The organism is Acinetobacter lactucae (assembly GCF_001605885.1).
In the GTDB taxonomy this organism is placed as follows: domain Bacteria; phylum Pseudomonadota; class Gammaproteobacteria; order Pseudomonadales; family Moraxellaceae; genus Acinetobacter; species Acinetobacter lactucae.
Genome location: NZ_LRPE01000006.1, coordinates 63,773 through 90,725 on the forward strand (window position 1 = coordinate 63,773; position 26,953 = coordinate 90,725).

Annotated in this window: 26 protein-coding genes, 4 tRNA genes and 1 riboswitch; of the genes, 22 read left to right on the forward strand and 8 right to left on the reverse strand. The window is 39.7% G+C overall.

All coding sequences use genetic code 11. From position 1 onward, the window contains the following. Window positions 1-38 precede the first annotated feature (38 nt). The 6 genes from gluQRS to AWW73_RS02920 all read right to left on the reverse strand — a co-directional run bounded on the left by gluQRS (window position 39) and on the right by AWW73_RS02920 (window position 6,422). On the reverse strand, window positions 39-935 hold the full coding sequence (gene gluQRS, locus AWW73_RS02895; protein ID WP_062848696.1) for a tRNA glutamyl-Q(34) synthetase GluQRS: 897 nt from the start codon (window positions 933-935) through the stop codon (window positions 39-41). A gap of 1 nt (window position 936) precedes the next feature. After that, the gene (gene dksA / locus AWW73_RS02900) at window positions 937-1,473 is read right to left on the reverse strand and encodes an RNA polymerase-binding protein DksA (RefSeq protein ID WP_002121205.1); all 537 of its coding nucleotides are present in this window, start codon (window positions 1,471-1,473) and stop codon (window positions 937-939) included. 211 nt (window positions 1,474-1,684) lie between these two features. Continuing rightward, a complete protein-coding gene (gene cpdA, locus AWW73_RS02905; protein ID WP_062848697.1) occupies window positions 1,685-2,497 on the reverse strand; it encodes a 3',5'-cyclic-AMP phosphodiesterase in 813 nt (270 codons plus the stop codon). Between the two features lie 4 nt (window positions 2,498-2,501). Further along, window positions 2,502-3,128, reverse strand: a complete 627-nt coding sequence (locus AWW73_RS02910) for an NUDIX domain-containing protein (RefSeq protein WP_016144116.1) — start codon at window positions 3,126-3,128, stop codon at window positions 2,502-2,504. A 75-nt stretch (window positions 3,129-3,203) separates the two neighbouring features. Further along, complete coding sequence (gene thiC / locus AWW73_RS02915) at window positions 3,204-5,081, reverse strand: phosphomethylpyrimidine synthase ThiC (RefSeq protein WP_005079439.1); 1,878 nt, start codon at window positions 5,079-5,081, stop codon at window positions 3,204-3,206. Between the two features lie 89 nt (window positions 5,082-5,170). After that, a riboswitch (TPP riboswitch) is annotated at window positions 5,171-5,305 on the reverse strand. 34 nt (window positions 5,306-5,339) lie between these two features. Then, window positions 5,340-6,422 (reverse strand): hypothetical protein, encoded by a 1,083-nt coding sequence (locus tag AWW73_RS02920; RefSeq protein ID WP_202968036.1) that lies wholly within the window; start codon window positions 6,420-6,422, stop codon window positions 5,340-5,342. 107 nt (window positions 6,423-6,529) lie between these two features. Between AWW73_RS02920 and AWW73_RS02925 the strand changes: the two genes are divergently transcribed. The 4 genes from AWW73_RS02925 to phoU all read left to right on the forward strand — a co-directional run bounded on the left by AWW73_RS02925 (window position 6,530) and on the right by phoU (window position 10,264). Beyond that, complete coding sequence (locus AWW73_RS02925; protein ID WP_061874312.1) at window positions 6,530-7,111, forward strand: TetR/AcrR family transcriptional regulator; 582 nt, start codon at window positions 6,530-6,532, stop codon at window positions 7,109-7,111. Beyond that, window positions 7,104-8,009, forward strand: coding sequence for a DMT family transporter (locus tag AWW73_RS02930; protein WP_062848698.1), 906 nt, complete (start codon window positions 7,104-7,106; stop codon window positions 8,007-8,009). Before AWW73_RS02925 ends, AWW73_RS02930 begins: the two co-directional genes overlap by 8 nt. An 80-nt stretch (window positions 8,010-8,089) precedes the next feature. After that, a complete protein-coding gene (gene abuO, locus AWW73_RS02935; protein WP_016142433.1) occupies window positions 8,090-9,436 on the forward strand; it encodes a multidrug efflux outer membrane protein AbuO in 1,347 nt (448 codons plus the stop codon). A gap of 105 nt (window positions 9,437-9,541) precedes the next feature. Further along, window positions 9,542-10,264 (forward strand): phosphate signaling complex protein PhoU, encoded by a 723-nt coding sequence (gene phoU, locus AWW73_RS02940; RefSeq protein WP_013199117.1) that lies wholly within the window; start codon window positions 9,542-9,544, stop codon window positions 10,262-10,264. A gap of 306 nt (window positions 10,265-10,570) precedes the next feature. Here phoU and AWW73_RS02945 read toward each other — a convergent pair whose 3' ends face one another. Beyond that, window positions 10,571-10,840 (reverse strand): oxidative damage protection protein, encoded by a 270-nt coding sequence (locus AWW73_RS02945; protein ID WP_000089995.1) that lies wholly within the window; start codon window positions 10,838-10,840, stop codon window positions 10,571-10,573. 9 nt (window positions 10,841-10,849) lie between these two features. Continuing rightward, window positions 10,850-12,283: an argininosuccinate lyase gene (gene argH / locus AWW73_RS02950; RefSeq protein WP_002121138.1), complete on the reverse strand. Its 1,434-nt coding sequence runs from the start codon at window positions 12,281-12,283 to the stop codon at window positions 10,850-10,852. On the opposite strand from argH, the gene AWW73_RS02955 reads away from it, so the two are divergent. From AWW73_RS02955 to AWW73_RS03040, 18 genes are all read left to right on the forward strand, one after another. Next, window positions 12,274-13,413: a sensor histidine kinase gene (locus tag AWW73_RS02955; RefSeq protein ID WP_062848699.1), complete on the forward strand. Its 1,140-nt coding sequence runs from the start codon at window positions 12,274-12,276 to the stop codon at window positions 13,411-13,413. The genes argH and AWW73_RS02955 overlap by 10 nt on opposite strands. Window positions 13,414-13,473: 60 nt before the next feature. Continuing rightward, the gene (locus AWW73_RS02960; protein WP_016144122.1) at window positions 13,474-14,214 is read left to right on the forward strand and encodes a LytR/AlgR family response regulator transcription factor; all 741 of its coding nucleotides are present in this window, start codon (window positions 13,474-13,476) and stop codon (window positions 14,212-14,214) included. A 100-nt stretch (window positions 14,215-14,314) separates the two neighbouring features. Continuing rightward, window positions 14,315-15,232: a hydroxymethylbilane synthase gene (gene hemC, locus AWW73_RS02965; RefSeq protein WP_205630318.1), complete on the forward strand. Its 918-nt coding sequence runs from the start codon at window positions 14,315-14,317 to the stop codon at window positions 15,230-15,232. Window positions 15,233-15,235: 3 nt separating this feature from the next. After that, window positions 15,236-16,003, forward strand: a complete 768-nt coding sequence (locus AWW73_RS02970) for a uroporphyrinogen-III synthase (protein WP_062848700.1) — start codon at window positions 15,236-15,238, stop codon at window positions 16,001-16,003. 8 nt (window positions 16,004-16,011) lie between these two features. After that, entirely contained in the window at window positions 16,012-16,854 is an 843-nt protein-coding gene (locus tag AWW73_RS02975; RefSeq protein ID WP_062848701.1) for a hypothetical protein, read from the forward strand. 9 nt (window positions 16,855-16,863) lie between these two features. Beyond that, complete coding sequence (locus tag AWW73_RS02980; protein WP_062848702.1) at window positions 16,864-18,057, forward strand: hypothetical protein; 1,194 nt, start codon at window positions 16,864-16,866, stop codon at window positions 18,055-18,057. 7 nt (window positions 18,058-18,064) lie between these two features. Continuing rightward, entirely contained in the window at window positions 18,065-18,505 is a 441-nt protein-coding gene (locus AWW73_RS02985) for an acyl-CoA thioesterase (protein ID WP_031947174.1), read from the forward strand. A gap of 194 nt (window positions 18,506-18,699) precedes the next feature. Next, window positions 18,700-19,026, forward strand: a complete 327-nt coding sequence (locus AWW73_RS02990) for an H-NS histone family protein (RefSeq protein WP_000801427.1) — start codon at window positions 18,700-18,702, stop codon at window positions 19,024-19,026. Window positions 19,027-19,359: 333 nt separating this feature from the next. After that, entirely contained in the window at window positions 19,360-20,103 is a 744-nt protein-coding gene (gene gspN, locus AWW73_RS02995; RefSeq protein WP_062848703.1) for a type II secretion system protein N, read from the forward strand. Further along, complete coding sequence (locus AWW73_RS03000; RefSeq protein ID WP_016144129.1) at window positions 20,103-20,939, forward strand: type II secretion system protein N; 837 nt, start codon at window positions 20,103-20,105, stop codon at window positions 20,937-20,939. Before gspN ends, AWW73_RS03000 begins: the two co-directional genes overlap by 1 nt. Before the next feature lie 41 nt (window positions 20,940-20,980). Further along, the gene (gspD, locus tag AWW73_RS03005; RefSeq protein WP_016144130.1) at window positions 20,981-23,257 is read left to right on the forward strand and encodes a type II secretion system secretin GspD; all 2,277 of its coding nucleotides are present in this window, start codon (window positions 20,981-20,983) and stop codon (window positions 23,255-23,257) included. A 40-nt stretch (window positions 23,258-23,297) separates the two neighbouring features. Beyond that, window positions 23,298-23,924, forward strand: coding sequence for an FHA domain-containing protein (locus AWW73_RS03010; protein ID WP_062848704.1), 627 nt, complete (start codon window positions 23,298-23,300; stop codon window positions 23,922-23,924). 65 nt (window positions 23,925-23,989) lie between these two features. Continuing rightward, window positions 23,990-24,658 carry a phosphoglycolate phosphatase gene (locus AWW73_RS03015; protein WP_061874301.1) on the forward strand — a complete coding sequence of 223 codons (669 nt, stop codon included), beginning with the start codon at window positions 23,990-23,992 and terminating at the stop codon, window positions 24,656-24,658. A 109-nt stretch (window positions 24,659-24,767) separates the two neighbouring features. Then, entirely contained in the window at window positions 24,768-26,261 is a 1,494-nt protein-coding gene (gene trpE, locus AWW73_RS03020) for an anthranilate synthase component I (RefSeq protein WP_031947181.1), read from the forward strand. 98 nt (window positions 26,262-26,359) lie between these two features. Beyond that, window positions 26,360-26,435: transfer RNA gene (locus AWW73_RS03025), tRNA-Thr, on the forward strand. 54 nt (window positions 26,436-26,489) lie between these two features. Continuing rightward, window positions 26,490-26,573: transfer RNA gene (locus AWW73_RS03030), tRNA-Tyr, on the forward strand. 37 nt (window positions 26,574-26,610) lie between these two features. Continuing rightward, window positions 26,611-26,686: transfer RNA gene (locus tag AWW73_RS03035), tRNA-Gly, on the forward strand. 13 nt (window positions 26,687-26,699) lie between these two features. Continuing rightward, a tRNA-Thr gene (locus AWW73_RS03040) sits at window positions 26,700-26,774 on the forward strand. The last annotated feature ends 179 nt before the right edge of the window (window positions 26,775-26,953 follow it).

The window sequence follows — 26,953 nt, forward strand, 5'->3', positions numbered from 1 at the left end:
TAAAAAAGCCCGATTTGATATCGGGCTTTTTTTATTATTTATAGATATGTTCCGCTGAGCTCTTGCCCATGGGGGATTAAATCGACATTCCACTGCGCTACAGCCTGCCTTAGCATCACTCTAGGTTGATCTAGATCAACCTTAGCTTGTCCTAAGGCTTGTATTGCTTTTTGGAGTAGTTCAGGCGCTTTTGATAAGTCGAGTGCTTGCGCAAGATTTTGTTTAGAGAGCTTTTGTCCTTGATCATTCATGGCGAGGGGAAGGTGCATATAGCTCAGTTTAGGATAACCTAGAAGCTGTCCCAGCCAGATCTGACGTTCGGTGTTATCTAATAAGTCTGCGCCTCGAACGACATGGGTAATACCTTGTAGATAATCATCCACGACCACGGCAAGTTGATAATTAATAATCCCATCGCGGCGCTTAAGGACGAAGTCTCCGAGATCGTGTTGTAGATTGGAGCAATGAATTCCTTGCAATCGATCATCAAAACAGATCTGCTGATTTTGAACTTTTACCCGTATCGCTTGACCTTGAAAATCAAGATTGAGATCACGGCAAGTACCTGCATAGATTGCATTTGATCCGAGCATTTTGCGCGTACATTGACATGCATAAATCAGACCTTCTTTCTTAAGTTGGTCTAATACGCTTTCATAAATATCTAAACGGTTTTTTTGAAAGATGATCTCGGCATCGGGTTCGAACTGGAAGGCTTCGAGTGAGGTGAGAATATGCTCCTCACTGCCGGGATAAATACGAGGGATATCTGTGTCTTCGACACGAACCAGCCATTTGCCTTGATGGGCTTTTGCGTCGCAATAGCTGGCAACAGCAGTAATGAGTGATCCAAAATGCAAAGGGCCGGTTGGCGAGGGCGCAAACCGGCCTGAGTATGAAAAGCTAGGCTTCTCTTGAGTAGCTACAGCGGTCATATTAACCGTTATTTTGCTTCTCTTTGATTTCTGCCAAAGTTTTGCAATCAATACATAAAGTTGCAGTTGGACGTGCTTCTAAACGACGTAAACCGATTTCGATACCACATGTTTCACAGAAACCGTAGTCTTCGTTTTTAATTGCTTCCATAGATTGTTCGATTTTACGAATCAACTTACGTTCACGGTCACGTGTACGTAATTCAATTGCAAATTCTTCTTCTTGGGTCGCACGGTCGTTTACATCTGGCAGTGCAGTTGATTCGTCTTGCATCGTATTTAACGTACGATCAACTTCAGACATTAATTCAGCTTTCCATGCTTGCAGAATTTGTCGGAAATGCTCGAGCTGTCCTTCAGACATGTACTCTTCATTTTTCTTAGGTTGATAAGGTGCAATACCAAATAAACTTGCAGTTGTGCCTATGTCAGATGTTTTAGGTTTCACTTTACGTGCACGTTTTGCAGAAGCTTTGTCGCCTTCCACTACAACTTCTGTATGTTCATCCAAAACTTGGTTGTGGTTGTCATTCGCCATAATAGGGCATTCCTCATCATACACGTATTATCTATACGCAAAAAATATGGTGATATGCAAGTGTTTTTATAGAAAACCATCGATGGGATTTTCCCATCGGGTCGTCATCATATAGATTTTTCCTGCAAGATGATAGTCATTCCGCCCCGTAAATATTTTCAAAACGTGTTTACCCCAGTCATAATTATATATAAGCATATAAGAAATAGACCTAATAGCCTGAAATATCGGTATTTATATGGCCTTGAAAATTTTCAAGACGGAAGACTTCTGTTTCAAAACTACCATCGTTTTTTAGACGAATGTAACGGTAGCCGGGAGCATTTTGATCTAAAGCAAAATCATTACTAAACGGTTTAAACTGAACGCTTGTCGATGGAGTCGAGAAAAATTCGACCCCTTGCCAAATGTTTATGGAATCCTGATGAACATGACCACAGACTAAAGCTTTCACATTTTTAAACGGCGCCAATGTATTCAGTAAAGCATTAGAATTTTGTAGCTTGTGATGATCAATCCATTTTGACTTCATGGCAAAAGGATGGTGATGACAAGCCAACAGAATCGGGTTGTCTGCAAACTCTTCGAGTAAAGCCGTTAATTTCTCTAGTTGTTCTTCTGATAGATGCCCATCAATATGACCTTTTACCGCACTATTTAATAAAATAACGCGCCATTTTCCTAAGCCAATTACCACCGGTTCCTGATGGTTCTCTTTATGCAATGGAAAATGGTCAACATTGTCATGATTACCTAAGGTCTGAAAAAAAGGCAGACCAAGCGTTTGCATATATTGAATATAACGTTTGTAGGTAATAGGCGTCGGTGCTTGAGCCAGATCACCCGTATGGACGATGGCATCAATTTCAGGATGTTTATTTCGTATTTGCTGAATAATGGCATGAAAACTTTCTTCAGGATTCATACCCACAAATTCTAAATGTGGATACTCCAATAAGTGGGTATCGGTAATTTGTATAATGACATGGTCTTTTTGTGAAAGTGTTGAGACTTGAAAAGTCACCGTCCTACCTCTTCGGATTTATTATCGTTTTGCCGTGTTGGGCCAGCCATTGTAATGCCATAATGACAGGAGCATTTCTTAAACGTCCACTGTTGAGTAGAGTCTGGATTTCACTATAATTAAATAAGTGCAATTGAATATTTTCACCCTCATCATCTACGCCAAATATACCACCTTTAGCGGGCAATTCAGTTTCGGCAACATAGAGATGAAATAACTCTGAGCAAGCACCAGCTGACGGATAAAAGCTAAATAGGTGCTCTAAATCCTGAACTTCACAACCTGATTCTTCAAGACTCTCTCGTCGAATGCAACTTTCTGGTGATTCATCACCATCTAACACGCCTGCAATGATTTCCAGTTGCCATGGTGATTGAGAGTCGTCTAAAGCCCCAACACGGAACTGTTCAATCAATGCAAACTGTTGTTTTTGATCGTTGTAGAGGAGTACACCAGCTGCTTCAGGCCGATGAACGAGTTCACGTTGCAATACATGAGTATATTCAGGTTGATTAAATAGACGATGTCGAAGGCTGACTTTTTCAACTTGAATAAAACCACGGAATAAAGATTCACGTGATGTTACTTCGACATCTTTAGATGTATAACTTGGACGTTCAACAATACTCATGATTCGGTCAGGACGAAATCTATTTATTTCATCCTAACCGAGAATCAGGGCTAGGCAAGTGTTTTTTTTGAATATTTACACTTTATGATACAGTTTTTGACCTTGCTCCTGATAAACCTCTTTCATCGCTTTGAGGCCTTCTTCAACCTCTGAATCGTTATTGGTGAGGTTGTTGGCATAGTCACGTACATTCTGAGTGATTTTCATCGAACAGAATTTTGGACCACACATTGAGCAGAAGTGTGCAGATTTATGAGCCTCTTTTGGTAAGGTTTCATCATGCATACTACGTGCTGTATCAGGGTCTAAGCTTAGGTTGAACTGATCATCCCAACGGAACTCAAAACGTGCTTTTGATAAGGCATTATCGCGCACCTGCGCACCCGGATGTCCTTTCGCAAGATCGGCGGCATGTGCTGCAAGCTTGTAGGTAATAATCCCATCTTTAACATCTTTTTTGTTTGGTAAACCCAAATGCTCTTTTGGTGTGACATAGCAAAGCATTGCTGTGCCGTACCAACCAATCATGGCTGCACCAATTGCAGAGGTAATGTGGTCATAACCCGGAGCGATATCAGTCGTTAAAGGGCCAAGCGTATAGAATGGGGCTTCTTTACACACTTCTAGCTGAAGGTCCATGTTTTCTTTGATCATGTGCATTGGTACGTGACCAGGGCCTTCAATCATGACTTGAACATCATGTTCCCATGCACGATGAGTGAGTTCACCGAGTGTTTTAAGTTCGCTGAACTGTGCTTCGTCATTTGCATCTTGAATACAACCCGGACGTAAGCCATCACCTAAGCTAAATGAAACGTCATAAGCTTTCATGATTTCACAGATTTCATCGAAATGAGTGTATAAGAAGTTTTCTTCATGATGCGCTAGACACCACTGCGCCATGATTGAACCACCACGAGACACAATACCTGTTAAACGGTTTGCTGTAAGTGGAACGTAACGAAGCAATACACCTGCGTGAATCGTGAAGTAGTCAACGCCTTGCTCAGCTTGTTCAATTAGTGTGTCTTTGAAGATTTCCCATGTTAGGTCTTCTGCAACACCATCAACTTTTTCAAGCGCTTGATAAATAGGTACGGTACCGATTGGAACAGGTGAGTTACGAATAATCCATTCACGTGTTTCATGAATGTTTTTACCTGTCGACAAATCCATAATGGTGTCGGCACCCCAACGAGTTGCCCAAGTCATTTTGGCAACTTCTTCGTCAATTGAAGAACCAAGTGCTGAGTTACCAATGTTGGCATTAATTTTAACCAAGAAATTACGACCAATAATCATTGGTTCAAGTTCTGGATGGTTAATGTTGGCAGGAATGATCGCACGACCTTCAGCAACTTCTTGACGAACAAATTCAGGTGTAATTTCTTTTAAGTTTTTTGCACCGAAATTTTGTCCAGCATGTTGACGCATATCAATACCTTCACGCTGGCGTTGATTCTCACGAATTGCAATATATTCCATTTCAGGTGTGATAATACCTTGCTTGGCATAGTGCATTTGAGTGACATTTTTGCCAGCTTTAGCGCGGCGCGGATTTTGAATATGGGCAAAACGAATATCAGCGGTGCGGATGTCTTTTAAACGTTCTTGACCAAACTTTGAAGTTAAGCCAGAAAGTACGTCGGTGTCATTACGTTCTTCAATCCAGTTTTGGCGAACTGAAGGTAAACCTTTATCTAAATCAATTTGAACATTTGGGTCGGTATAAACACCTGAAGTGTCATAGACCATAACAGGGGGATTATGTTCGCCGCCAAGACCAGTTGGAGTATCTGTTAAAGAAATTTCTCGCATTGGTACCTGAATGTCAGGACGAGAGCCTTCAATATAAACTTTTTTAGAAGCGGGTAAGATGCGAGTTAAATCTTTTGCATCTTGTTCATGTTGTGCTGAAATTTCAGCAGAAGAGAGATTCGTTAACTGGTTCATCACATGATCCTTATGAATAACATCAACGAATCAAGCACGACCAAAAACGATGGCGGATTTATCTTTACGAGATAAATTGGGGGCTTTAAGTTTTCAGATGGCTTGATTCCTACGCAGGTCTTAACCTGATCAGGTTCAACGGTACTTGTGATCAAACTTGTGTTGCGATAACACGGAGTTTACACAATCTCAGCGAGCTATTACTCGCGCTCCGTCAAGCGAATTACAGACTAACATGTTTTAGGTTGGCTGGCATTGTCAATTTGTATCTATACAAACCGCATCTAAATGGCAGTCACGATAGACTTCAGTGTTCCATGGCGAATCAAATTTCAATAACTGCTCAAGTTGTTCATGCGTAATCTGATAATTTGATTTTTTATCACCATTTTTATCAGTTAAATCTATTTTAAATTGTTTATTGCGTTCCGCTACAGGAGTGGCAATAAACTTAAGAAATAGTTGAGCAGGTTTCGCTAAACTCGACTCATTTTGTGTAGAGAGAAACCGAATTTGTTGAAGCGCATCTTTATCAAACCATGTGTTCGGGGCATATTCATCTGACACAGGGGTGTTGTCTAAGCCAAAGAAAATAAAATAGCGATATTCGTTAAAGAGGAATTTGGCATCACTAATAAAGAGGCTCTTTGGATATTTTTGAATAAATTTTTCCCAAAACAATGCGCGTTCAGTGAGCTCTTTCCAAGAAATAGCCAACGCACCATCGTTATAAAAAATATTTTGATTGTCTTTCGCCATACGCGTTAAGAACTCTTTTTGGTCTGCTGGTAAGGCTTTAGAAAAAACATCAACTAAATAGTTTGGCTGACGTCGATAGGTAAACATGCCTTCACCTTGATAAAGGAGTTCAATGTAGGCTTGACCTTCATGTTGAAGTAAATATTGATCACGCGGGCTAAGTTGGACGAAGAGTTTTTTCTGAATTTGAATGACCTTTTTAAGGTCTTGTTTCTGTTCTAAAACAGCATAGCCAAATGCTTCAAAAGCTCTAGCTGTTTTGTCAGTGTAGTCTTGTTTAAGAAAACGTTGATACATGGCAGTTGATGCATTAATCAGCTTAAGCTGTTCCTCATTTTTTAAAGAGGGAACACAAGTTTTAAGCTTTTCATTAATTTGATTTAAATCTTCTATTTTACTGTTTTGGTCGATTTTCTGCATGGCAGCCATGATCTGTAAGCAGCTACTGTCTTGTTTTTGAGTAGCCTTTTGTTCAGTTGTTTTTTGCTCTTTAGACACAGGCTGATCTTGCTCTGATGTTTTATTACATCCAGCTAAAAGTAGTGCACTGCACATACTCATCATTAGAACTTTTTTCATCATAGTACTTTTATAGAAATTAATATTGCTCAAATTATAACGCTTAAAAAGATTGCATCATTGTTAGAAATCTTTATTATTGGGTAGGTCGGTCTACTTAAATTAAAACTATGAATGATAAAACAGCAAGACAGAAAATTCTCGATGCAGCGGCAACCTTATTTTATAACGATGGCATTACTGCAACGGGCATTAACTCGGTTACGGCTAAAGCAGATGTTGCTAAGATGTCGCTTTATAATAATTTTTCTTCAAAAGGTGATCTTGTAGATGCCTACATTGCTGCACGACATCAAGAGTGGCTTGATCTCTATCAAACACGTTTAGAAAAAACAAAAACAGCGAAAGAAGCTATTTTGGCTGTGTTTGATGCCTATCAAGACCATGCAGAATTTGCCTATGAAAAAGGGTTTCGAGGCTGTGGGTTATTGAATGCTGCGGCTGAGTTTCCGGCGAATAGTACAGGGCGAAGCTCTGTAAGACAGCATAAAGAAGAAGTCGAGGCTATTGTTGCTGAGCATTTAAAAAAATTAATACCAGACTCACAGCGTGTTAACTATGTGGCGACACAGCTTTCTTTTCTTTTAGAAGGCTCTATGGCACGAGCAGGCTTAGAAGGCAACAGTCGTCAACTCCTCTTGGCAAAACAAATGGCTGAAGACATTTTAAATAGAGAATGTCCACATGATTAGCCTCATTAAAAATAGTAGCTATGGAGGCACAATTGCGATTTTAGTTGCTTCCGTTTTGTGGGGAACAACTGGTACGGCCGCAGCATTTGCACCGACACTTGGCCCACTTGCTATTGGCGCTGTAGCGATGGGTGGAGGAGGTCTTTTACAAGCTTTGGTCGCTTCAAGAGCAATTCGGGAAAACCGACAATTCATAAGAAAAAATCTTTCAATATTGCTGTTAGGTATAGCCGCGGTTGGTATTTATCCTTTGGCCTTTTATTCCTCGATGCATTATGCGGGCATTACGATTGGTACCGTGGTTTCAATTGGTACTGCTCCATTGATCGCAGCAATTTTAGAACGATTCTTTGACCGCAAAGCTTTATCGGCTATCTGGTTTCTAAGTTTTGTGTGTGGGGTACTTGGCGTAACGATGTTGTCGATGGGCGAAAGTCATGCGGTTCAAGAGAGTACAAATCAATGGAATAAATTCTTCGGTATTTTCCTTGGGCTGGTCGCTGCTACAACTTATTCACTTTATTCATGGGCTGCAAAAAGATTAATAGATCGGGGTGTTGCAGCTAAAGCTGCAATGGGCATGATTATGGGTGGTGGAGCAGTTATTTTATTGCCTACTTTGTTAGTTACAGGTGGAGGGTTATTGCAAAGCTCAACCAATCTACTTGTGGCTGGCTATATGATGCTAATTCCTATGTTTTTGGGTTATTTACTTTTCGGTTTTGGACTAAAAACAGTAAATGCTAGCAAGGCTACCACCTTAACTTTATTTGAACCATTAGTCGCTGCGATTTTTGCGATTGTTCTGGTGGGTGAGCATGTTTCATGGGTGGGGTGGATAGGCATGTTTTTGATTTTTATTTGTATTTTGGTTTTGTCAAAAACTAAGGACTCTTAAAAAACTAAAACTTTTAATGGCTTGAGTTTGATTAGAATTTTTCTTAGTCTTAAGGACAAGTTTTATCGTTGATTTGAACAATGAAAATAAAATTAATGGTCGCTGTTGGCCTTTGGAGTTTTGCATCTTCGAGTTTTGCTCTAGATTTGGTTGAAGCGTATGAGCGCGCAAAACAAAATGACCCGACATGGCAAGCCAATCAACAACAATATGAAGCAGATCAACTAAATTTAGGCTTGGCAACGGGAGCGTTATTACCCACCGTCACATTGTCTGGAAACATTACCCGTAATCGACAAACTGTAAAACGTTCAAACTTTCCGGGTGTTGATCAAGAAGGCCTGTCAGATGCTTTGGTAAGTAACACGTCAACGACTCGACAAGCGACTCTCACTGCACGCCAGCCACTATTTCGAATGGATGCTTGGGAAGGTTATAAGCAAGTTAAAACTTCGGTTGCCTTAAGTGAAATAACTTTAAGACTGCAAAAACAAGATCATGTTTTAAATGTGGCAGAAGCCTATTTTAATGTGTTGCGTCAGCAGGCGTTGAGTGTTGCATATTTACAAGAAGAAAAAGCTTTGCTTGAACAGCTCAATATGATGAATGCCAAACTCAAAGAAGGTTTGGTGGCGCGTAGTGATGTGAGTGAAGCAAATGCTCAATATCAAAATGCCAGAGCCAATCGTATTTCAACCAATGTTCAATTACTTTTGGCCCAAGAGCAGCTTTCTGAATATATTGGTTCTTATCAAGATAAACTTGCTGTACTGCGAAGTGATTTTAATTTTCAAAAGCCTTATCCGGCAGAACTTAATGACTGGCTTTCTTTGGCCCAGCAAAAAAACTTAAAGATCCAGCAAGCCCGTTTACAGCAAAAATATAGTGAAGATCAGCGCCGTGTAGAAAAGGCCGCGCTTTATCCTCAAATAGATGCTGTAGCAAGCTATGGCTATACTAAACAAACACCAGAGACACTCATTTCGACTGACGGAAAATTTGATCAGGTCGGGGTAGAAATGAACTGGAATTTATTCAATGGTGGACGTACCCGAACATCAATTAAAAAAGCCACTGTAGAAGCCAGTAAAGCGCAGGCACAACTTGATGCAGCCATTCGCCGTGCTAATGTCGATGTGAAAAGTGCCTTTATGCAGGTGGACACAGATCAAGCCAAACTTGAAGCAAGAAAGGCCGCAATGGATTCCTCTTCTTTAGTTTCTCAAGCCTCAAAAGCGAGTTATAACGAAGGCTTGAAAAGTATGGTTGATGTTTTATTGGCCCAACGTAATGCTTTTTCTGCAAAACAGGATTATCTTAATGCTCAGTATGACTATTTATTGAATGTGCTTCGTTTAAAAGCAGCGGTAGGCCAATTAGGTGAAAAAGATTTGGTCGAGCTTAATAGCTGGTTAACCTATCAGTAAGTAAATGCTTTTATCTGAAATTTAATTTTGTCATAAAAACTTAATGATTGCTGTGTTTTAATGCTCAATCATTTTATTCCTGCGCCATCATGTTGGAGGCTTCCCTTGAGTCCAAGTAATCCGGTGTTAACCCATCATATTTCTTCTCAATTTAATGAAGATTTGCAAGATGTAAACACAAAGTTTATGACCATGGGTGGCTTGGTCGAACAACAGGTTGCCAATGCAATTCATTCTTTACTTGATACAGACGCAAATTTAGCAATTGATGTTCAATTTAAAGATAATGCAGTCAATCAATATGAACGTGATATTGATGAAGGTTTGACGCTAATTTTAGCACGTCGTCATCCGGCAGCGATTGACTTACGTATGGTTATTGCCATGAGCAAAGCCAATACTGACCTTGAGCGTATTGGTGATGAAGCGGCAAAAATAGCCCGTATTGCACAAAATCTGTGTGAAGAGGGTGGTTCGCCTCGTGGCTACATGGAAACACGTCATATTGGTAACCAAGTTCGTGTCATGATTCATGATGCACTTGATGCTTTTGCACGTTTAGATGCAGATCAAGCTTTACGTGTACTTTTAGCCGATGCTGACATTGACCGCGAATATCAGTCTGCGACACGTACATTAATGACCTATATGATCGAAGATCCGCGCCATATTGCTCGTGTGATTAATGTGATGTGGGTTTTACGTTCATTAGAGCGTATTGGCGATCATGCTCGTAATATTGCTGAGCAGGTGATTTATATGGCGAAAGGCTTTGACGCTCGTCATACCAAAATTGAAGAAATTGAAGCAAAAGTTCACGAAAAGTAATCGTGAGCTGAAAATATTTAAAAGCCTTGTTTCAAGTAAGGCTTTTTTATTTTTAAAAATAATAGATAAAAAAATGTCCCGAACTTTGGGGGGAAGTTCAGGACAGAAAATCAAGTGCATAAACACGACAGGGATCGTGTTCTTCTTGCTATAGAGTGATATTAAGTTCTTCGCTTTTTGATGTCATGTAGAGTCCTGTGCTCTCTATGTAAGGCTTTTTATGTTTGTGTAAGTTTCACGTAAAAAAAGGCGGGTCTATGTATATAGACCCGCCTTTTTAATGATGATTAAGCTAAAACAAACCGATTATTCTGGTTTCCAGCCTTCAGCTTTTTCTACACTTTCATCATTATTGAAGAATTTCTCACGTTGTTCTTCAAGAAACTTTTTAGCTTCTGGTTCAAACACGTTTAAACGCTTTTCATTAATGAGCGTAGTTTGATGCTGCAACCATTCTTGCCATGCTTGCTTAGAAACATTTTCAAAAAAATCTTGGCCTTTAGCACCCGGGAAAGGAGCGAAGTCTAAACCTTCCATTTCCTTTTGATATTTACGGCAAAATACTTGACGACTCATGTTTTATCCTTAAGCGTATAACTGTTCTAAACGTGTATGGGCACGCGCAATCGCAGCTTCAACCTGTTTTGGTGAAGTTCCACCAATATGATCACGTGCATTTACAGAAGCTTCTAGGGTTAAGGCTTTATCAAATACATCTGCTGTAATTAGGTCAGAGAATTGTTGTAATTGCTCAAGTGTTAACTCAGATAAATCTTTTTCTTCAGCAACACCTAATGCAACAGCTTTACCTACAATTTCATGCGCATCACGGAACGCAACGCCTTTTTTCACTAAGTAGTCAGCAAGATCGGTTGCAGTTGAGAATCCACGAAGCGCAGCTTCACGCATAATTTCAATATTTGGCACCAATGCAGGAATCATGTCTGCAAATGCCATGAGTGAACCACGAACCGTATCGATCGCATCAAATAAAGGTTCTTTATCTTCTTGGTTATCTTTGTTGTACGCCAATGGTTGACCTTTCATGAGCGTAAGCAAGCTAATTAAGTCACCAAATACACGGCCAGACTTACCACGGATAAGTTCTGGAACATCCGGATTTTTCTTCTGCGGCATAATTGAAGAACCAGTACAGAAACGGTCAGGAATATTCACAAATTTGAACTGTGCAGAAGTCCAAAGAATGAGTTCTTCTGACATACGTGATAAATGCATCATGATCAGTGCAGCAGCTGCATTAAATTCGATGGCAAAGTCACGGTCAGATACGGCATCAAGCGAGTTTTCAGATACAGCTTCAAAACCTAAAAGTTCTGCTGTGTATGCGCGGTCAATTGGATAAGTTGTACCAGCAAGAGCGGCAGAACCAAGTGGCATGCGGTTAACGCGCTTACGACAGTCTTGAAGACGTTCAGTGTCACGTACCAACATTTCAAACCATGCAAGCAAGTGATGACCAAAAGTCACAGGCTGAGCAGTTTGTAGGTGTGTAAAGCCCGGCATAATTGTATTTACATTTTTGGCAGCCAAGCCTAACAAGCCTTTTTGTAAACGTTCTAATAATTTTAAAATATCATCAATTTCGTCGCGCAGGTAAAGACGAATATCAGTTGCAACCTGATCGTTACGGCTACGGCCTGTGTGTAATTTTTTACCTGTAATGCCAATACGTTGAGTCAAACGTGATTCAATGTTCATGTGAACATCTTCAAGATCGATGCGCCACTCAAAGTTTCCAGCCTCAATTTCTGAGCGAATGGTGCTTAAACCTTCAATAATGTCATCGCGTTCTGCTTCTGTAAGTACGCCAACTTTCGCAAGCATGGTAGCATGCGCAATCGAACCAGCGATGTCTTGCTTATAAAAACGTTGGTCAAACTGAACAGAGGCGGTAAATTCGGCTACAAAAGCGTCTGTCGCTTCAGAAAAACGACCACCCCACATACCTGAGGTTTGGTCTGGGGTTACTGAATTAGGGGGATTTGAAGATGTGGTCATGGTGGCTCAGTAAAATAAAAAAGAGTATATCACTTGCCGAAGCTCAACAAACAAAGTTGTTTCCTACAGCATACCGAAATCAAAATTCCTCCTATTTTTTTACGAAAAGCGGGCGTTGGCAACACTTATTCGAATTAATTATCGCAAGTAATGTTTTGGCACTGGTCTTGGCATTGGCTGAAGCGCAGTCTTGGCAAGCCTTAAGTGGGGGAAGACTTTTTCAATACATCATTTTTATTAACTGGGTAATATTGTCTTTTTTTGCCTTGGTTGAACGCTTTCAAGGTTTTTTTAGCAGTTTACGTCAAGAGTTTGCTTTGGCTATTGGTTTTGTGATGCTACAAGGCATTGTTGTTTTGACTACTTTAATGAGTAATTTTTTTCAGTTTGGTCTTTTAAATAAACATGCTTCTTTAACACAGGACTGGAGCATTTACTTTACCAATGTACCTTTATATCTAAGCTATGGAATATTACTCGGGGCTTTCTGCTTACGTTATTTATATGTCAGAGAACAGTGGTTGCATCAGCAGTATGCAGAATTAAATGCTCGTATTCAGGCCATGCAAGCGCGAATTCATCCTCACTTCTTATTTAATAGTCTAAATAATGTGGTCAGTTTAATTACGATAGATCCAGATAAAGCAGAAAGCATGCTTATTAGTTTGTCGCGGCTATTTCGCGCGAGCTTCCAAGAATTGAAGTTGGTGAGTCTGCATGAAGAAATCGAGCTCAGTAAACAATATTTAATGATTGAACAGGTTCGCTTGGGGGAGCGTTTAAAAGTAGATTGGAAGATCGAACTTTCACCTGTGCAACTCAAACAGATCACTATTCCTTTATTGACATTACAACCCTTGTTAGAGAATAGTATTTTTCATGGGGTAGAACCAATGATGGGTAAAGCAACCATAGGGGTATTGGTTGAAATATTGCAAAATCAGGTCAGTATAGTCATTACCAACCCATATACAGACGATACAATAAATTCACGGAAAGGGCATGGAATCGCTCTTGAAAATGTTAAGCAGCGCCTGAAAGCGTATTATGGGAACACCGTTAGATTTCAGGTTTATAAAGGCGAAGCTTTATATACCACTATTATGAGCTATCAATATCAAACAAAATAATAAGTCAGTCAGAGTTAACCATAAAAAAATGGACCAAGTTAACGGTGACAAGGAGGATGAATGAAGGTGCTAATTTGTGACGATGAACCACTTGCAGTGGAGCGTTTGTCACGTTTAGTTTCAAAGATGGGACATGAAGTTGTATCAACGGCTCATCATGGACAGGAGGCCTTAGAACAGGCACGGCTTCATCAACCGGATGTAATCTTACTTGATATTCAAATGCCAGGTATGAATGGTCTCGTCTGTGCAGAACAGTTAAGCCAGTTAAATCCTCGGCCTGCGATTGTGTTTTGTACCGCCTATGATCAGCATGCATTAGAAGCTTTTAAATCTCAGGCTCAAGCATATCTTCTTAAGCCGATTGATCCAGTAGAACTTGAACAAGCTTTTGGACAATTGACACAGCTTACTCGAGCACAGCTAAGTGCTTTGCCACCACATGAATTTTTACATGATCTAAAAACACAGCGCCATCAAATTGCTGCAAAAACCTATCGTGGCGTTGAGCTGATTCCTGTTGAGAATATCTATTATTTTTTAGCAGATCAGAAATATGTCACGGTGCGTCATCAAAACGGCAGTGTATTAATAGATGAAACATTAAAAGAACTTGAAACCGAATTTGCAGATCAGTTTATTCGTATTCATCGAAACGCGTTGGTTGCAGTTGCATATCTAGATGGGCTAGAGCTGGTTAGTTCGGGACAATATCAGGTTAGATTACGAGGTCTTGATGAAAGGCTTTCAGTGAGCCGTCGACATTTGTCTACGCTTAGAGAGCGAATTCATCAGCTCTAAATTTAAAAGAGTGATCTTGGACTTGCGAGATTTTACTTGCAATTTTAAGGGATCAAGTTAAGTTTAGGGTGTATTGTTTGACCAGCCCATGCTTGAATTTATGAAAACCTTGAAAATTGCTACGCGACAAAGCCCTCTTGCTCTTTGGCAGGCAGAACATATTCGTGCCCGTTTACAGGAGCTTCACCCTGATTTAACAGTGGAATTGGTTAAATTTGTCACGCAGGGCGATAAAATTTTAGATACGCCTTTAGCAAAAATTGGGGGCAAGGGGTTGTTCGTTAAAGAGTTGGAAGCAGCACTTTTAGATGGGCGTGCAGATTTGGCTGTACATTCAATGAAAGATGTCCCGATGGCTTTGCCAGAAGGTTTAACCTTAGCAGTGATTTGTGAGCGTGAAGATCCATTAGATGCTTTTGTTTCAAATCATTTTGAAACATTCGCTGATTTACCACAAGGTGCAAAAGTCGGCACATCAAGCTTGCGTCGAAAATCTCAGATTTTAAAACAACGTCCTGATTTGCAAATTATTGACTTGCGTGGAAATGTTGGTACACGTTTAGCGAAGCTAGATGAAGGTCAATACGATGCGATTATTCTGGCCAGTGCCGGTTTGAAGCGTCTAGGTTTGTCAGAACGTATCCGTCATTGTTTAACACCAGATATTAGTTTGCCTGCTGTGGGACAAGGTGCATTGGGTCTAGAATGCCGTGCAGCTGACCAAGATGTATTGGCTTTAATTCAACCTTTATTACACGAAGAAACAGATGTTTGTGTACGTGCTGAACGTGCATTTAATGCCTATCTTGAAGGTGGTTGTCAGGTCCCAATTGCAGGTTATGCCACACTACAAAATGGTCAAATCCATATCGAAGGTCGTGTTGGAAGTCCTGATGGCCAAACATTATTACGTGCGGAAATGACAGATGAAGCCAATAATGCTCAGCAATTGGGTGAGAACCTTGCTCGAAATTTACTTGATCAAGGTGCGGGTGAACTATTAAAGGCCCTCTACTAAACCATGTTGTTTATTAATACTCGACCTGATTCTCGTGCAGCTGAATTAACAGATGCTTTGCAAAATGAAGGTTATCAGGTTGAGTCTTTACCTCTTTTAGAACTCGTTGCTAAACCCTTTTCCGAACACTTACTTCAGCTTTACCAACAATTAATTAAGGCGCAAGCTATTGTTGTTGTCAGCCCAACAGCTGTTGAAATGGGCATGGAGTATTTAGCACAAAGTGGCTTAAAAATTAGCGATTTAAAACATATCCAATGGATTGCTGTAGGGCAGGCAACAGCAAATTGTCTAAATGAATATGGAATAGACGCACATATCCCAGATGTTGAAACCTCTGAGGGAATGTTGAACCTACCTATTCTGCACAATATGCACCAGACGGGTAGTGTGGCTTTTTGGCGGGGAGAAGGTGGTCGCCAATTTATGATGGAGACCTTGCAACAACAAGGAATTCAGATTTTAAATTTTGTTCTATATCATCGGCAGTGCCCGGAAGCTTCATATTCTACATTCAAACACCTGACACAGAATTCAAATTATAATTTAAATAAATGGCTGGTCTTAATTACCAGTGAGGCCAGCTGGAAATATTGGTTAGAGCTTTGTTCAAAAAATAATGTACAACCTGATGGTGTATATCTGGTTTTAGGACCTCGTCTTTTTCAAATTGTTAAAGAGTATCGCGATCAGCAACAGGCTCATTTTCACATTATTCAACTTGAAAATTTATCGCCTTCGGGGATGATTCATCACATTCAGGCATTATAAGGATTCATATGAGAAAACTTGTTTCTATCATCATTTTACTGGGCGTAGCTTGGTTGGCTAAGCTCAGTTACGATATGTGGCAAATTTCTCGTACTGTTCCCGAGCTCAAACAAAGTCTGCTGCAATCAGAACAGCACTATGCCAATTTAAATGATCAATTAGTTGCTTTACAGCGACAGTTGCAGAATCAACCCGTAAATACAGGGAATAAAACTAGTTCAGTGGTTCAACTAGATGCTCCACCGATAGGTATTGCCCCTACAGTTTTAATTAAACAAAAGTTAGATTTAATTCAATTTGCAATTGATCAGCAGCAATTGATTTATGCGGTTGATCAATTAAACCAGTTACAGCAATCGCTTGTGCACTATGAAATTGCTCCTGCATTGCAGCATAGCTTGAATCAATCGCTTGAGCAGGATAAACAGGCAGTTCAACAGTTCACTTTGGCTCAAAATCAACGTCATCAATTAATTGATGATTTATTACAGAACATTGATAAGAATATTCAACAAGCCTTAGCCCAGCCTAAACTTGAAATGGATCAATCCGAGACTGTGTCTTGGTGGAAAAAATGGTTCCGCATAGAAAAAGTAGAAACGCCGTCTATTAATTTAATGAGTCGAAGTGTCGTGCTGAAAGAAGTGCAATTAAGATTGTTAATTGCCGAACAGGCACTCAATCAAGGAAAAATGACTGAGTATCAAAATGAGTTGCAATCGGTGATGCAAAAGTTAGATGAAATGCCTGATGCAACCAGTCAGCAGTTAAAAAAACGTATTGCTAAAGTGGCACATTTATCGGTAGTGCCAGTTCCTAAACTCTCTACACTTGGGCTCATTGGCTCATAAGGAGGATATATGAAACACCTCCTGTGGGTTTATTTCGTAATCAGCTTAATACTCTTTGCAGCATTAGCTTTATTTAGTTATGGCTATGGAATGGGGTATGTTTATATTTATTGGCGACAATTGCAGTTGCAAACAAATGTCTGGGGGTTAACCCTTACTTTTGTAGTGATGAGTTTTATTGCTCAACTCGTATGGCTATGGATTAAACGTTATTCATCTCGTGAACAAAGAAAAAGTGAAAACATCTTCCAGTTTAAAAACCTTCACCCCTATGAACAATTAGGTATTGTCTGGTTATTAGAGGCTGCCGAAGATCAACGTGTATTTATTGAACGTGTTTTTACCCAATCAGGACTTTTAAAAAATATTATTGATGCCAAATTTTTGGTTTTAAGTGGCGACTATCCAAAAGCATTAGCTGCTCTCGATCAATCATCACCTATGGCATTTGAATTGGCAGAGTTACAACGAATTGAAATCTTTTTAGCTCAAAATGAAGCCGACCGCGCATTAACTCATCTCGAATTTTTATACCAACATCAGTTATCGCCTTGGTTACAAGAAATAGAAACTGCCTACCAGCAAAGATTAACTGCTCTGTGGGGGCAATTAGCGCTGCAACATCCATGGGTATATTTACGTTCCATGAAATATGGTTTGCTAGATGCGGAACACCGTGATTTATGGTTGCAGCAACTTCTTCAGCAATTTGATCAAGCTTCTATTGATGACTTACAGGCCTTACAGCAACGTTATTTAGATTTAGAGTCTGAAATTCAAACTCGACCTTATAGCAGTAAGTTGTTATGGCTAAAACTATTAGCCCGTATGCCAGATATGAGTATGCAACATGCGGCCTTAACCCTTCACTTGTTAAAAGAGCAGTTTGATCCAGAAGTATTTTATTTATGGTTTCAGCAACAACTGCTTAAACAGGTTCCTGACTATGCTGATGTTGAAGAAAAAATTATTCAATTTGAAAATCAATATATGAATCTGCCGGTTTTGACCTTCGCAAAATGGCATGTCTATATGGCAACTGGACGTCAAGCAGAAGCTGAAACATTATTAACATTATATCCAGATAATATTTTAATGAGCTATTTACGTATTAAGTCTACGCTTAAAGAAGATGAAGTGTTAATCAAACAGTTAAATCTAATCTTTGAAAATGATGCAAATTTTTTAAAGTTTAAAATATGAGGTAAAAATGAAAGAACTGTCTGTCTACCCGATAATATATGAACAGAAAGTCGCATGGGGAGATATGGACGCTTTTGGTCATGTCAATAATGTACAATATTATCGATATATTGAAAGCTCACGTATTTTATATATGGAAGCAATAAATATATTAACCCCCCAAATATATCCCGTTGTTGCTTCAAGTCAGTGTAAATATTTAAGGCCTGTTTTTTATCCCGATGTATTGAAAGTAGCGGTTCGCGTGGAAGAGATCCGTAATAGCGCATTCCGTATGGCCTATATATTATGGAGTGAAACCCAACAACAAATCGTGGCTACTGCTGAGGCTGTTCTGGTATGCATGGATAAATTAACAGAACGAAAATGTGAAATACCTCAGGAGATAAAACAAAAAATTATTGAACTAGAAAAATCAGTAGGACATGACTTAATACATTCATCTTAAATAAATATTAATAAAATATATTTCATTTATAATTGATAATGTAATTAAAAGGTAATTTTTTTAGTTATTCTGATGAACACGGCTTTCAAACTATTGCTTATTGAATAGATTATAAATAATATTGGTCTTGATTTTATGTTTTTAAATTTTGTCTGTATTATTTTGAATTGTCTGTAAGACTGGAGTATTTATTAATGAAACCGGATATCAGTGAATTATCTGTTGAAGAGTTAAAACGCTTACAAGAAGAAGCAGAAGCTTTAATTGCAAGTAAAAAAGATCAAGCAATTGAAGATGCTTATAATCAAATTATCGAGATTGCTGAAAATGTAGGTTTCAGTGTTGAACAACTTCTTGAGTTTGGTGCTCAAAAACGTAAGAAAACAACTCGTAAATCTGTTGAGCCTCGTTACCGCAACAAAAACAATGCTGAAGAGACTTGGACTGGTCGTGGTAAACAACCACGCTGGTTAGTTGCTGAAATTGAAAAAGGCGCAAAACTAGAAGATTTCTTAATCTAATCGTAGTGCCGATTTAAAAAGCCAAGCAAATTTGCTTGGCTTTTTTATTTATAAAGATATCTCAAAATCTTGCTATAAATATTATTTGAAAAATGAGTGTTTAAATTCTTCTTCAAATGAATTGTTGAGATCAAATGTGCATTTAGTTCAATGAGCACCAAGTTTTCATGATTTTGTCATACGTTCAACTTATAGTCTTAATACCAAAGCCAAGCCAGATTGCTTGGTTTTTTTATATGAAGTGAATTGGCGATGTTGAAAAAGTATGCATAATGTCAGACTAGGGAGCTACTCTCAAAATAAGGACGATAATTTGCATGTTGGTAAGGCTGAATGAAGAAAAAGTCTAAGCAATGGAAGTGGTGGTTTTTTGCCCTCATTGCATTTTTAATTTTTATTATTTTACAGATCCCAGCGACGTGGCTTATTTCTAAATTTTCAAAGAATAATCAAACTCTACACAATGTAAGCGGAAATATCTGGCAAGGCCAAGCAGATTGGCGGCGTGGTACGTTGAGAGGCTCGATTCATTGGAAAACTAGACCTCTAGACCTATTTTTATTACGGTTCGCTGCTGACGTAGATATCCATAGTGGAAATACCCAATTATCTGGGGTAATGGGTTATGGTGTGGGGAAAAAAGTAATTGTAAAGGCTATGAATGGTCAGGTCGCGCCTGAAACATTAAAACAAATTGTAAATTGGCAATGGCCTGCGAACAGTATTCAGCTTAAAGATATTGAGTTTAATTATAAAAAAGAGCAGGGTTTCGCCGCAGTTGATGGTCAATTGCATTGGGGTGGCGGTGCTTTAATTTATAATATCGGTGATCGTCAAGACCGTATGAATATGCCTTCTTTAAATGGGCAATTAACGCATCAAAATGGACAGTTGCAAGTTGATATACGTGATCAACGCAGTCAAAAAATGGCGAATCTTTTATTAGATGCCAATATGATGCTTGATGTGCAGCTCACGCAAAGATTATTGCTCAATATTCCATCTTATGATGGAAAAGCTGGTTTAGATACGTTTGTCATTAGTTCTCGTCAACCCTTAATACAAGGGGGTAACTAATGAAAGTATGGATTGAGAAATTACAGCAACTACAATGGCAAAAATTAGACCGGTTAAGTGTGGTTGTATTTGCCTTTTTGATTTTATGGTTGTGTTGGAAGTTAGCTTCATTATTTTGGTGGGTAATTGCGCCTCCTCAAATGATGCAATTTGATCGGGTAGAGTTAGGATCGCAGCAGCCACAAATTCCTAACATTAGTACTTTTTCGCTTTTTAATGAACCTTCAGCCAATGCAGCTCAGGAAAATGTCAACCTAGAATTACAAGGTGTGATGCTGGGTTATCCAAATCGTTTTTCCTCGGCTGTTATTAAGCTAGATAATATTGCTGATCGATATCGGGTGGGAGAAACAATAGGCTCTACCTCTTATCAGTTGGCGGAAGTTTATTGGGATCACGTGATATTGCGTCAAGGTAATGGAAGTACTCGTGAACTTCAGTTTAAAGGGTTGCCAAATGGTTTATATCAGCCTATGACACCAGATGCTTCACAACCTGCTACTACTGCGCCTCAGTCATCGGCACCTGTCAATACGACTCAAGAGGCGTTAGGACAGGCTATTCAGCAAATGCAAGGCAACCGTGAACAATATCTGCGTGACATGGGCGTTAGTGGGAACTCTACTGAGGGTTTTGAAGTTACAGAACGTACACCCACAGCGCTTCGAAATAAGTTAGGTTTAAGGCCGGGTGATCGGATTGTTTCTTTAAACGGTCAAACGGTTGGGCAGGGACAAACGGATGTGCAGTTACTTGAACAGGCTCGTCGAGCTGGGCAAGTGAAAATAGAAATAAAACGTGGTGATCAAGTGATGACCATACAACAAAATTTTTAGTGATAACACGTCACCATAAGAGTTAGGAATTATCGCAAGTTATGGCTTTATTGAATCATCAACGTCCACTTTGGGCATTACTTGCAGCAGCCCCATTGATTGCGACAGTGAGCAGCAGCGTCTATGCCCAAACATGGAAGATCAATTTACGTGATGCTGACTTAACTGCATTTATTAATGAAGTGGCAGACATTACGGGTAAAAACTTTGCAGTAGATCCGCGAGTGCGTGGCAATGTCACAGTAATATCGAATAAGCCCCTCAATAAAAATGAAGTTTATGACCTGTTTCTTGGGGTCTTAAATGTGAATGGAGTGGTAGCAATTCCTTCGGGGAATACCATTAAATTGGTTCCGGATAGCAATGTTAAAAACTCGGGAATTCCTTACGATTCGCGAAATAAATTGCGTGGTGATCAGATTGTTACTCGAGTCATTTGGCTTGAAAACACCAATCCTAATGATTTAATTCCAGCACTTCGTCCTTTAATGCCACAATTTGCGCATATGGCTGCAATTGCAGGGACTAATGCGCTGATTGTTTCGGACCGTGCGGCCAATATTTATCAACTTGAAAATATTATTCGTAATCTAGATGGTACTGGCCAGAATGATATTGAGGCAATAGGTCTTCAATCGAGCCAAGCTGAAGAAATCATTACCCAACTTGAGGCGATGAGTGCTACGGGGGCATCTAAAGATTTTAACGGTGCCCGTATCCGTATTATTGCAGACAACCGTACCAATCGTATTTTAGTAAAGGGCGATCCTGAAACGCGTAAGCGCATTCGCCATATGATTGAAATGCTGGATGTACCTTCGGCGGACCGTTTAGGTGGTTTAAAAGTTTTTCGCTTGAAATATGCAAGTGCAAAAAATTTATCTGAGATTTTACAAGGTCTTGTGACGGGACAGGCCGTTTCTTCATCGAATAGTAATAACAGTTCTTCTAATACATCGAATCCGATCAATAATTTGATGGGTAATAACCAGAATTCCAGTTCAAATTCTTCTGGTTCAAATGGTAGCTCAATTTCTACGCCATCTATTAATCTAAATGGTAATTCAAATAATAGTAATCAGAACAGTATCTCTAGCTTTAGCCAAAATGGCGTGAGCATTATTGCGGATAATGCCCAAAACTCATTAGTGGTTAAGGCAGATCCTCAATTGATGCGTGAAATTGAATCTGCTATTCAGCAGCTCGATGTTCGCCGTCAGCAAGTTCTGATTGAAGCTGCGATTATTGAAGTATCAGGAGATGATGCAGATCAACTTGGCATTCAATGGGCGCTAGGTGATTTATCTAGTGGGATTGGTTTACTTAGCTTTAGTAATGTCGGTGCTAGTTTATCTTCTATTGCTGCTGGTTATTTATCAGGTGGTTCGGCTGGAGCGGCATCTGCTATCGCTGGGGGAGCCAATAAAGGTAATGGGGCAACTTTGGCTCTGGGTAATTTTGAGAATTCCCGTAAGGCTTATGGTGCATTAATTCAAGCGCTTAAAACGAATACCAAATCAAATTTACTTTCGACGCCATCCATTGTGACGATGGATAATGAAGAAGCTTATATTGTTGTCGGTCAGAACGTACCCTTTGTAACGGGATCGGTTACTACCAATAGTACAGGTATTAATCCCTATACAACTGTTGAGCGAAAAGATGTTGGTGTGACATTAAAAGTTGTTCCACATATCGGTGAAGGCGGTACAGTTCGTCTGGAAGTTGAACAAGAAGTCTCTGCTGTTCAAGACAGTCGTGGACAAGCAGCTGACTTAGTGACAAGTAAACGTGCCATTAAAACTGCTGTTTTGGCCGAACATGGACAGACAGTGGTTCTGGGTGGTTTGGTATCGGACGATACGTCACTTTCAAGACAAGGCATACCTGGGCTGAGCAGTATCCCTTATGTTGGGCGATTGTTCCGCTCAGATAATAGAAGCAATGTAAAACGTAACCTTCTTGTTTTTATTCATCCAACAATTGTGGGTGATGCAAATGATGTGCGCCGTTTGTCTCAGCAGCGCTATAACCAGCTTTATAGTTTGCAATTGGCTATGGATAAAAATGGCAATTTTGCAAAACTGCCTGAGCAGGTTGATGATGTCTATAATCAAAAGATGACACCACCAAGTATTGCTCCTCAGTCAAAAAATTATCAACAGGTTCCTTCGGGTGGAAAAACCTCGACGGTAACTACACCTGTAGCGGTAGAGCCAGCAGTTCAAAAGCAAACATTACAGTTACCTAATCCTGAAGTTAATCGTACTAAAAATACAGTAACAACAACGACACTGCGCCCAAGCACAGCACAGTAGTAGCATGTTATGATTGATAAAAAATGAATGGGATATACGCATGACTTGGAAACTACAAGCAATTACTGGTGAAATTACTGGCCAAGAAATTAGTGTTGATCGTGATATGTTAGTAGGGCGTCATCAAGATGCCGATGTATTGTTACAAGCTGCTGAGATTTCACGTCGCCATGCTGCATTGCTTTTAAAAGATCAGGCGCTATGGGTGCAAGACCTTAATTCATCGAATGGCACATTTGTAAACGATATTCGTATTGAGCAAGAAAAGCAGCTGCATGATGGTGACATTGTTCAGTTCGCTAGTTTTAAATTTTCTGTATTCGCACCTGCACAGGCAATCACAGAATTACCTGAAATTGAAGCCGAGCCTGTAAATACAACATCATCTCCAGATTTAAGCGATCAAGGAATGCCGAGCCTTGCAGAGCGTGCTGCAGAAGTAGAAGTTCGTCGCGATGGTATGCCGCAGAATATTTCTATTCCAAAACCTGCACCTATTCCAGAAGGTGTAGATATCAATGCACAACAACAAACGCCTATCGCTTTTGATGAGCCAGTTTCTCGTGTTGCTGAAGAAAAGGAGCAACAGAAAAATGCTTCAGTTGGTTTAATCACGATTATTATTTTGGTAATTTTAGCTGTATTAGCATGGTTATTCTTTAAATAATCCGTTGCTGCTTTTACAATCAAGGCATGCTAAACGCATGCCTTTTTAATTTTGAGTAGAAAAAGATGTCTGTTGCACAACTAAATAAACGTAATTTAATTTTATTTGATCTAGATGGGACGCTAGTTGACTCTGCTGCTGATTTATATCGATCAATGAATTTAAGTTTAGAAGAACTAGAATGGCCTTTAGTAACAGAGAAACAAATACGAGAATGGGTGGGTAAAGGAGCATCAAAACTCTGTGAAAGTGTTCTACTTCATATTTTTGGAATATTAGACTCTGAACAACATAAACTCTTATTACAGAAATTTATTGATATATACAGTGTAGAACTCTGTGTAAATACTCAAATTTATCCTGGTGTAACCGAGTTTTTAAAACATTGTAAAACTTTAAATATACAGATGGCATGCGTTACCAATAAGCCTGTACAACTTGCCCAAGGTTTGCTTGATGCTTTACAGCTCTCTTCATATTTTCAAGTCGTACTTGGTGGGGATAGCTTACCTGAGAGAAAGCCTCATCCATTGCCATTATTGCATTGCATGCAAAGTCTAAAAATATCTTCTTCACAATCATTAATGATTGGCGATTCAAGTAATGATATTGAGGCTGCGCGTCGCGCGGGAATTGATTGTATTGTAGTTAGCTATGGCTATAATCATGGAGAAAATATCTATAATTGCCAACCTCAGCAAGTTGTTGATAGTTTGGCTGAGTTAATTATCTAATGAATGAAATGGAGATCAGCATGAATAAGCGTATGGTTTTTCGATGGCGTGTCTAAATCGAATCTAGAAAAACACCCTTTTAAATCGAAACCATATTAGAGAAGAATTCATGACTACATTAGCGCAATTTGAACAACTTAAGGCTTCAGGCTACAACACGATTCCAGTCTATCGCCAACGCTTAGCAGACACAGAAACTCCTTTATCTGTTTTTGCTCGTTTTAAAGACCAGACACAGGCTTATTTATTTGAGTCCGTCGAAGGCGGTGAAAATTGGGCGCGCTATTCTATGATTGGCTTAGGCGAGTCGACGGTGTTCTCATGTAATGCTGGTATTCTATCTATACAGCATGCTGATGGTTCAATCACACAACAAGATTGCCAAGATCCATTTCAATATATTCGTGAATTCCAGAAGCAGTTTAAAGTGCCTTCTGCTGAACTGTTACCAAACTTACCGAGTTTTACGGGCGGATTAGTGGGATATTTGGGCTATGATGCGGTTCGCTACATAGAACCACGTTTAAAAAATGTCCCTGCGGCTGATCCAATTACATTGCCAGATTTATGGTTAATGCTATCAAAGACGGTTATTGTCTTTGACAACCTTAAAGATACTTTATTCTTAATTGTTCATGCCGACACTACCCAGCCAAATGCTTATGAAGATGCTCAACAAAAGTTAGATCAATTAGAGCAATTGTTGGCTACACCAGTAAGTTTGCAAGCTAAGCCACATACACCTCCACATTTTGAATCAATTACCGGCAAAGAAAAATTCCTAGAGACCATAGAAAAGGTTAAAGAATACATCCGTGCAGGTGATGTGATGCAGGTTGTTCCGGGCCAGCGTATGGTTTCTGATTTTGATGGGGAAGCTTTACAGGTCTATCGTGCTTTGCGTCATTTAAATCCTTCGCCTTATTTATTTTTGGTACAAGGACAAACCATTACAGATAAAAAGCCATTTCATATTGTAGGGTCATCACCAGAAATTCTTTCTCGCCTCGAAAATGGTATTGCGACAGTACGTCCGCTTGCAGGTACCAGACCTCGTGGAAAAACTAAAGAAGAAGATATTGCTTTAGAAAAAGACTTACTTTCGGATGAAAAAGAAATCGCAGAGCATTTAATGCTGATTGACCTTGGTCGAAATGATGTCGGGCGAGTTTCTAAAATTGGAAAGGTCCAAGTGACTGATCAAATGGTGATTGAGCGCTATTCGCATGTCATGCACATTGTTTCAAATGTACAAGGTGAAGTTCGTGATGATATTGATGCGCTAGATGTATTTAAGGCGACTTTCCCTGCAGGTACTTTGTCAGGTGCACCAAAAATTCGTGCAATGGAAATTATTGATGAAGTTGAGCCTGTAAAAAGAGGTGTCTTTGGTGGGGCAGTAGGATATTTAGGGTGGCACGGTGAAATGGATATGTCGATTGCAATCCGTACTTGTGTTATCCGAGATAAAAAAGTCTATGTACAGGCTGGAGCAGGTCTGGTTGCGGACTCAAATCCTGAATCTGAATGGAATGAAACGCAAATAAAAGCTCGCGCAGTGATCAAAGCGGTTGAATTATCGTCAAACGGATTGATTTTATAAGTTTTTAGCGGTTTTTTTAAAAAAACCGCTTGCATCGTTTGGAAGTTTTGCTAAACTGCACACCGTTCCGATACGAAACGTACGAAACACTAAGAAGAGCCGGCATAGCTCAGTTGGTAGAGCAACTGACTTGTAATCAGTAGGTCCACAGTTCGAATCCGTGTGCCGGCACCATCTTAAAGGTGTGTGGTTGTGAAGTAAAGAACAACACTGAAATAAGTGTGATATGGTGAGATTCCCGAGCGGTCAAAGGGGGCGGACTGTAACTCCGCTACGAAAGTTTCGAAGGTTCGAATCCTTCTCTCACCACCATTAACTTCGATTGAAGTGGTATATATACCAACACAGTGCGGGAGTAGCTCAGTTGGTAGAGCGGCAGCCTTCCAAGCTGCATGTCGCGAGTTCGATCCTCGTCTCCCGCTCCATCGAAGGATAATCGCTCTTATAGCTCAGTGGTAGAGCACTCCCTTGGTAAGGGAGAGGTCTCGAGTTCAAATCTCGATAAGAGCTCCAGATACAGTTTAGTAGATTTTCTACAAAGATTTAAAAAGCAGGCTTATTAGTCTGCTTTTCAAGTATTGGGTGTTTGATTTTTTTGGCGATATGTCGATGCTGGGTTTTTGCTCAGAATTGTGTTCGACGTAAACGAGGACTATAAACATGGCTAAGGCTAAGTTTGAACGTAATAAGCC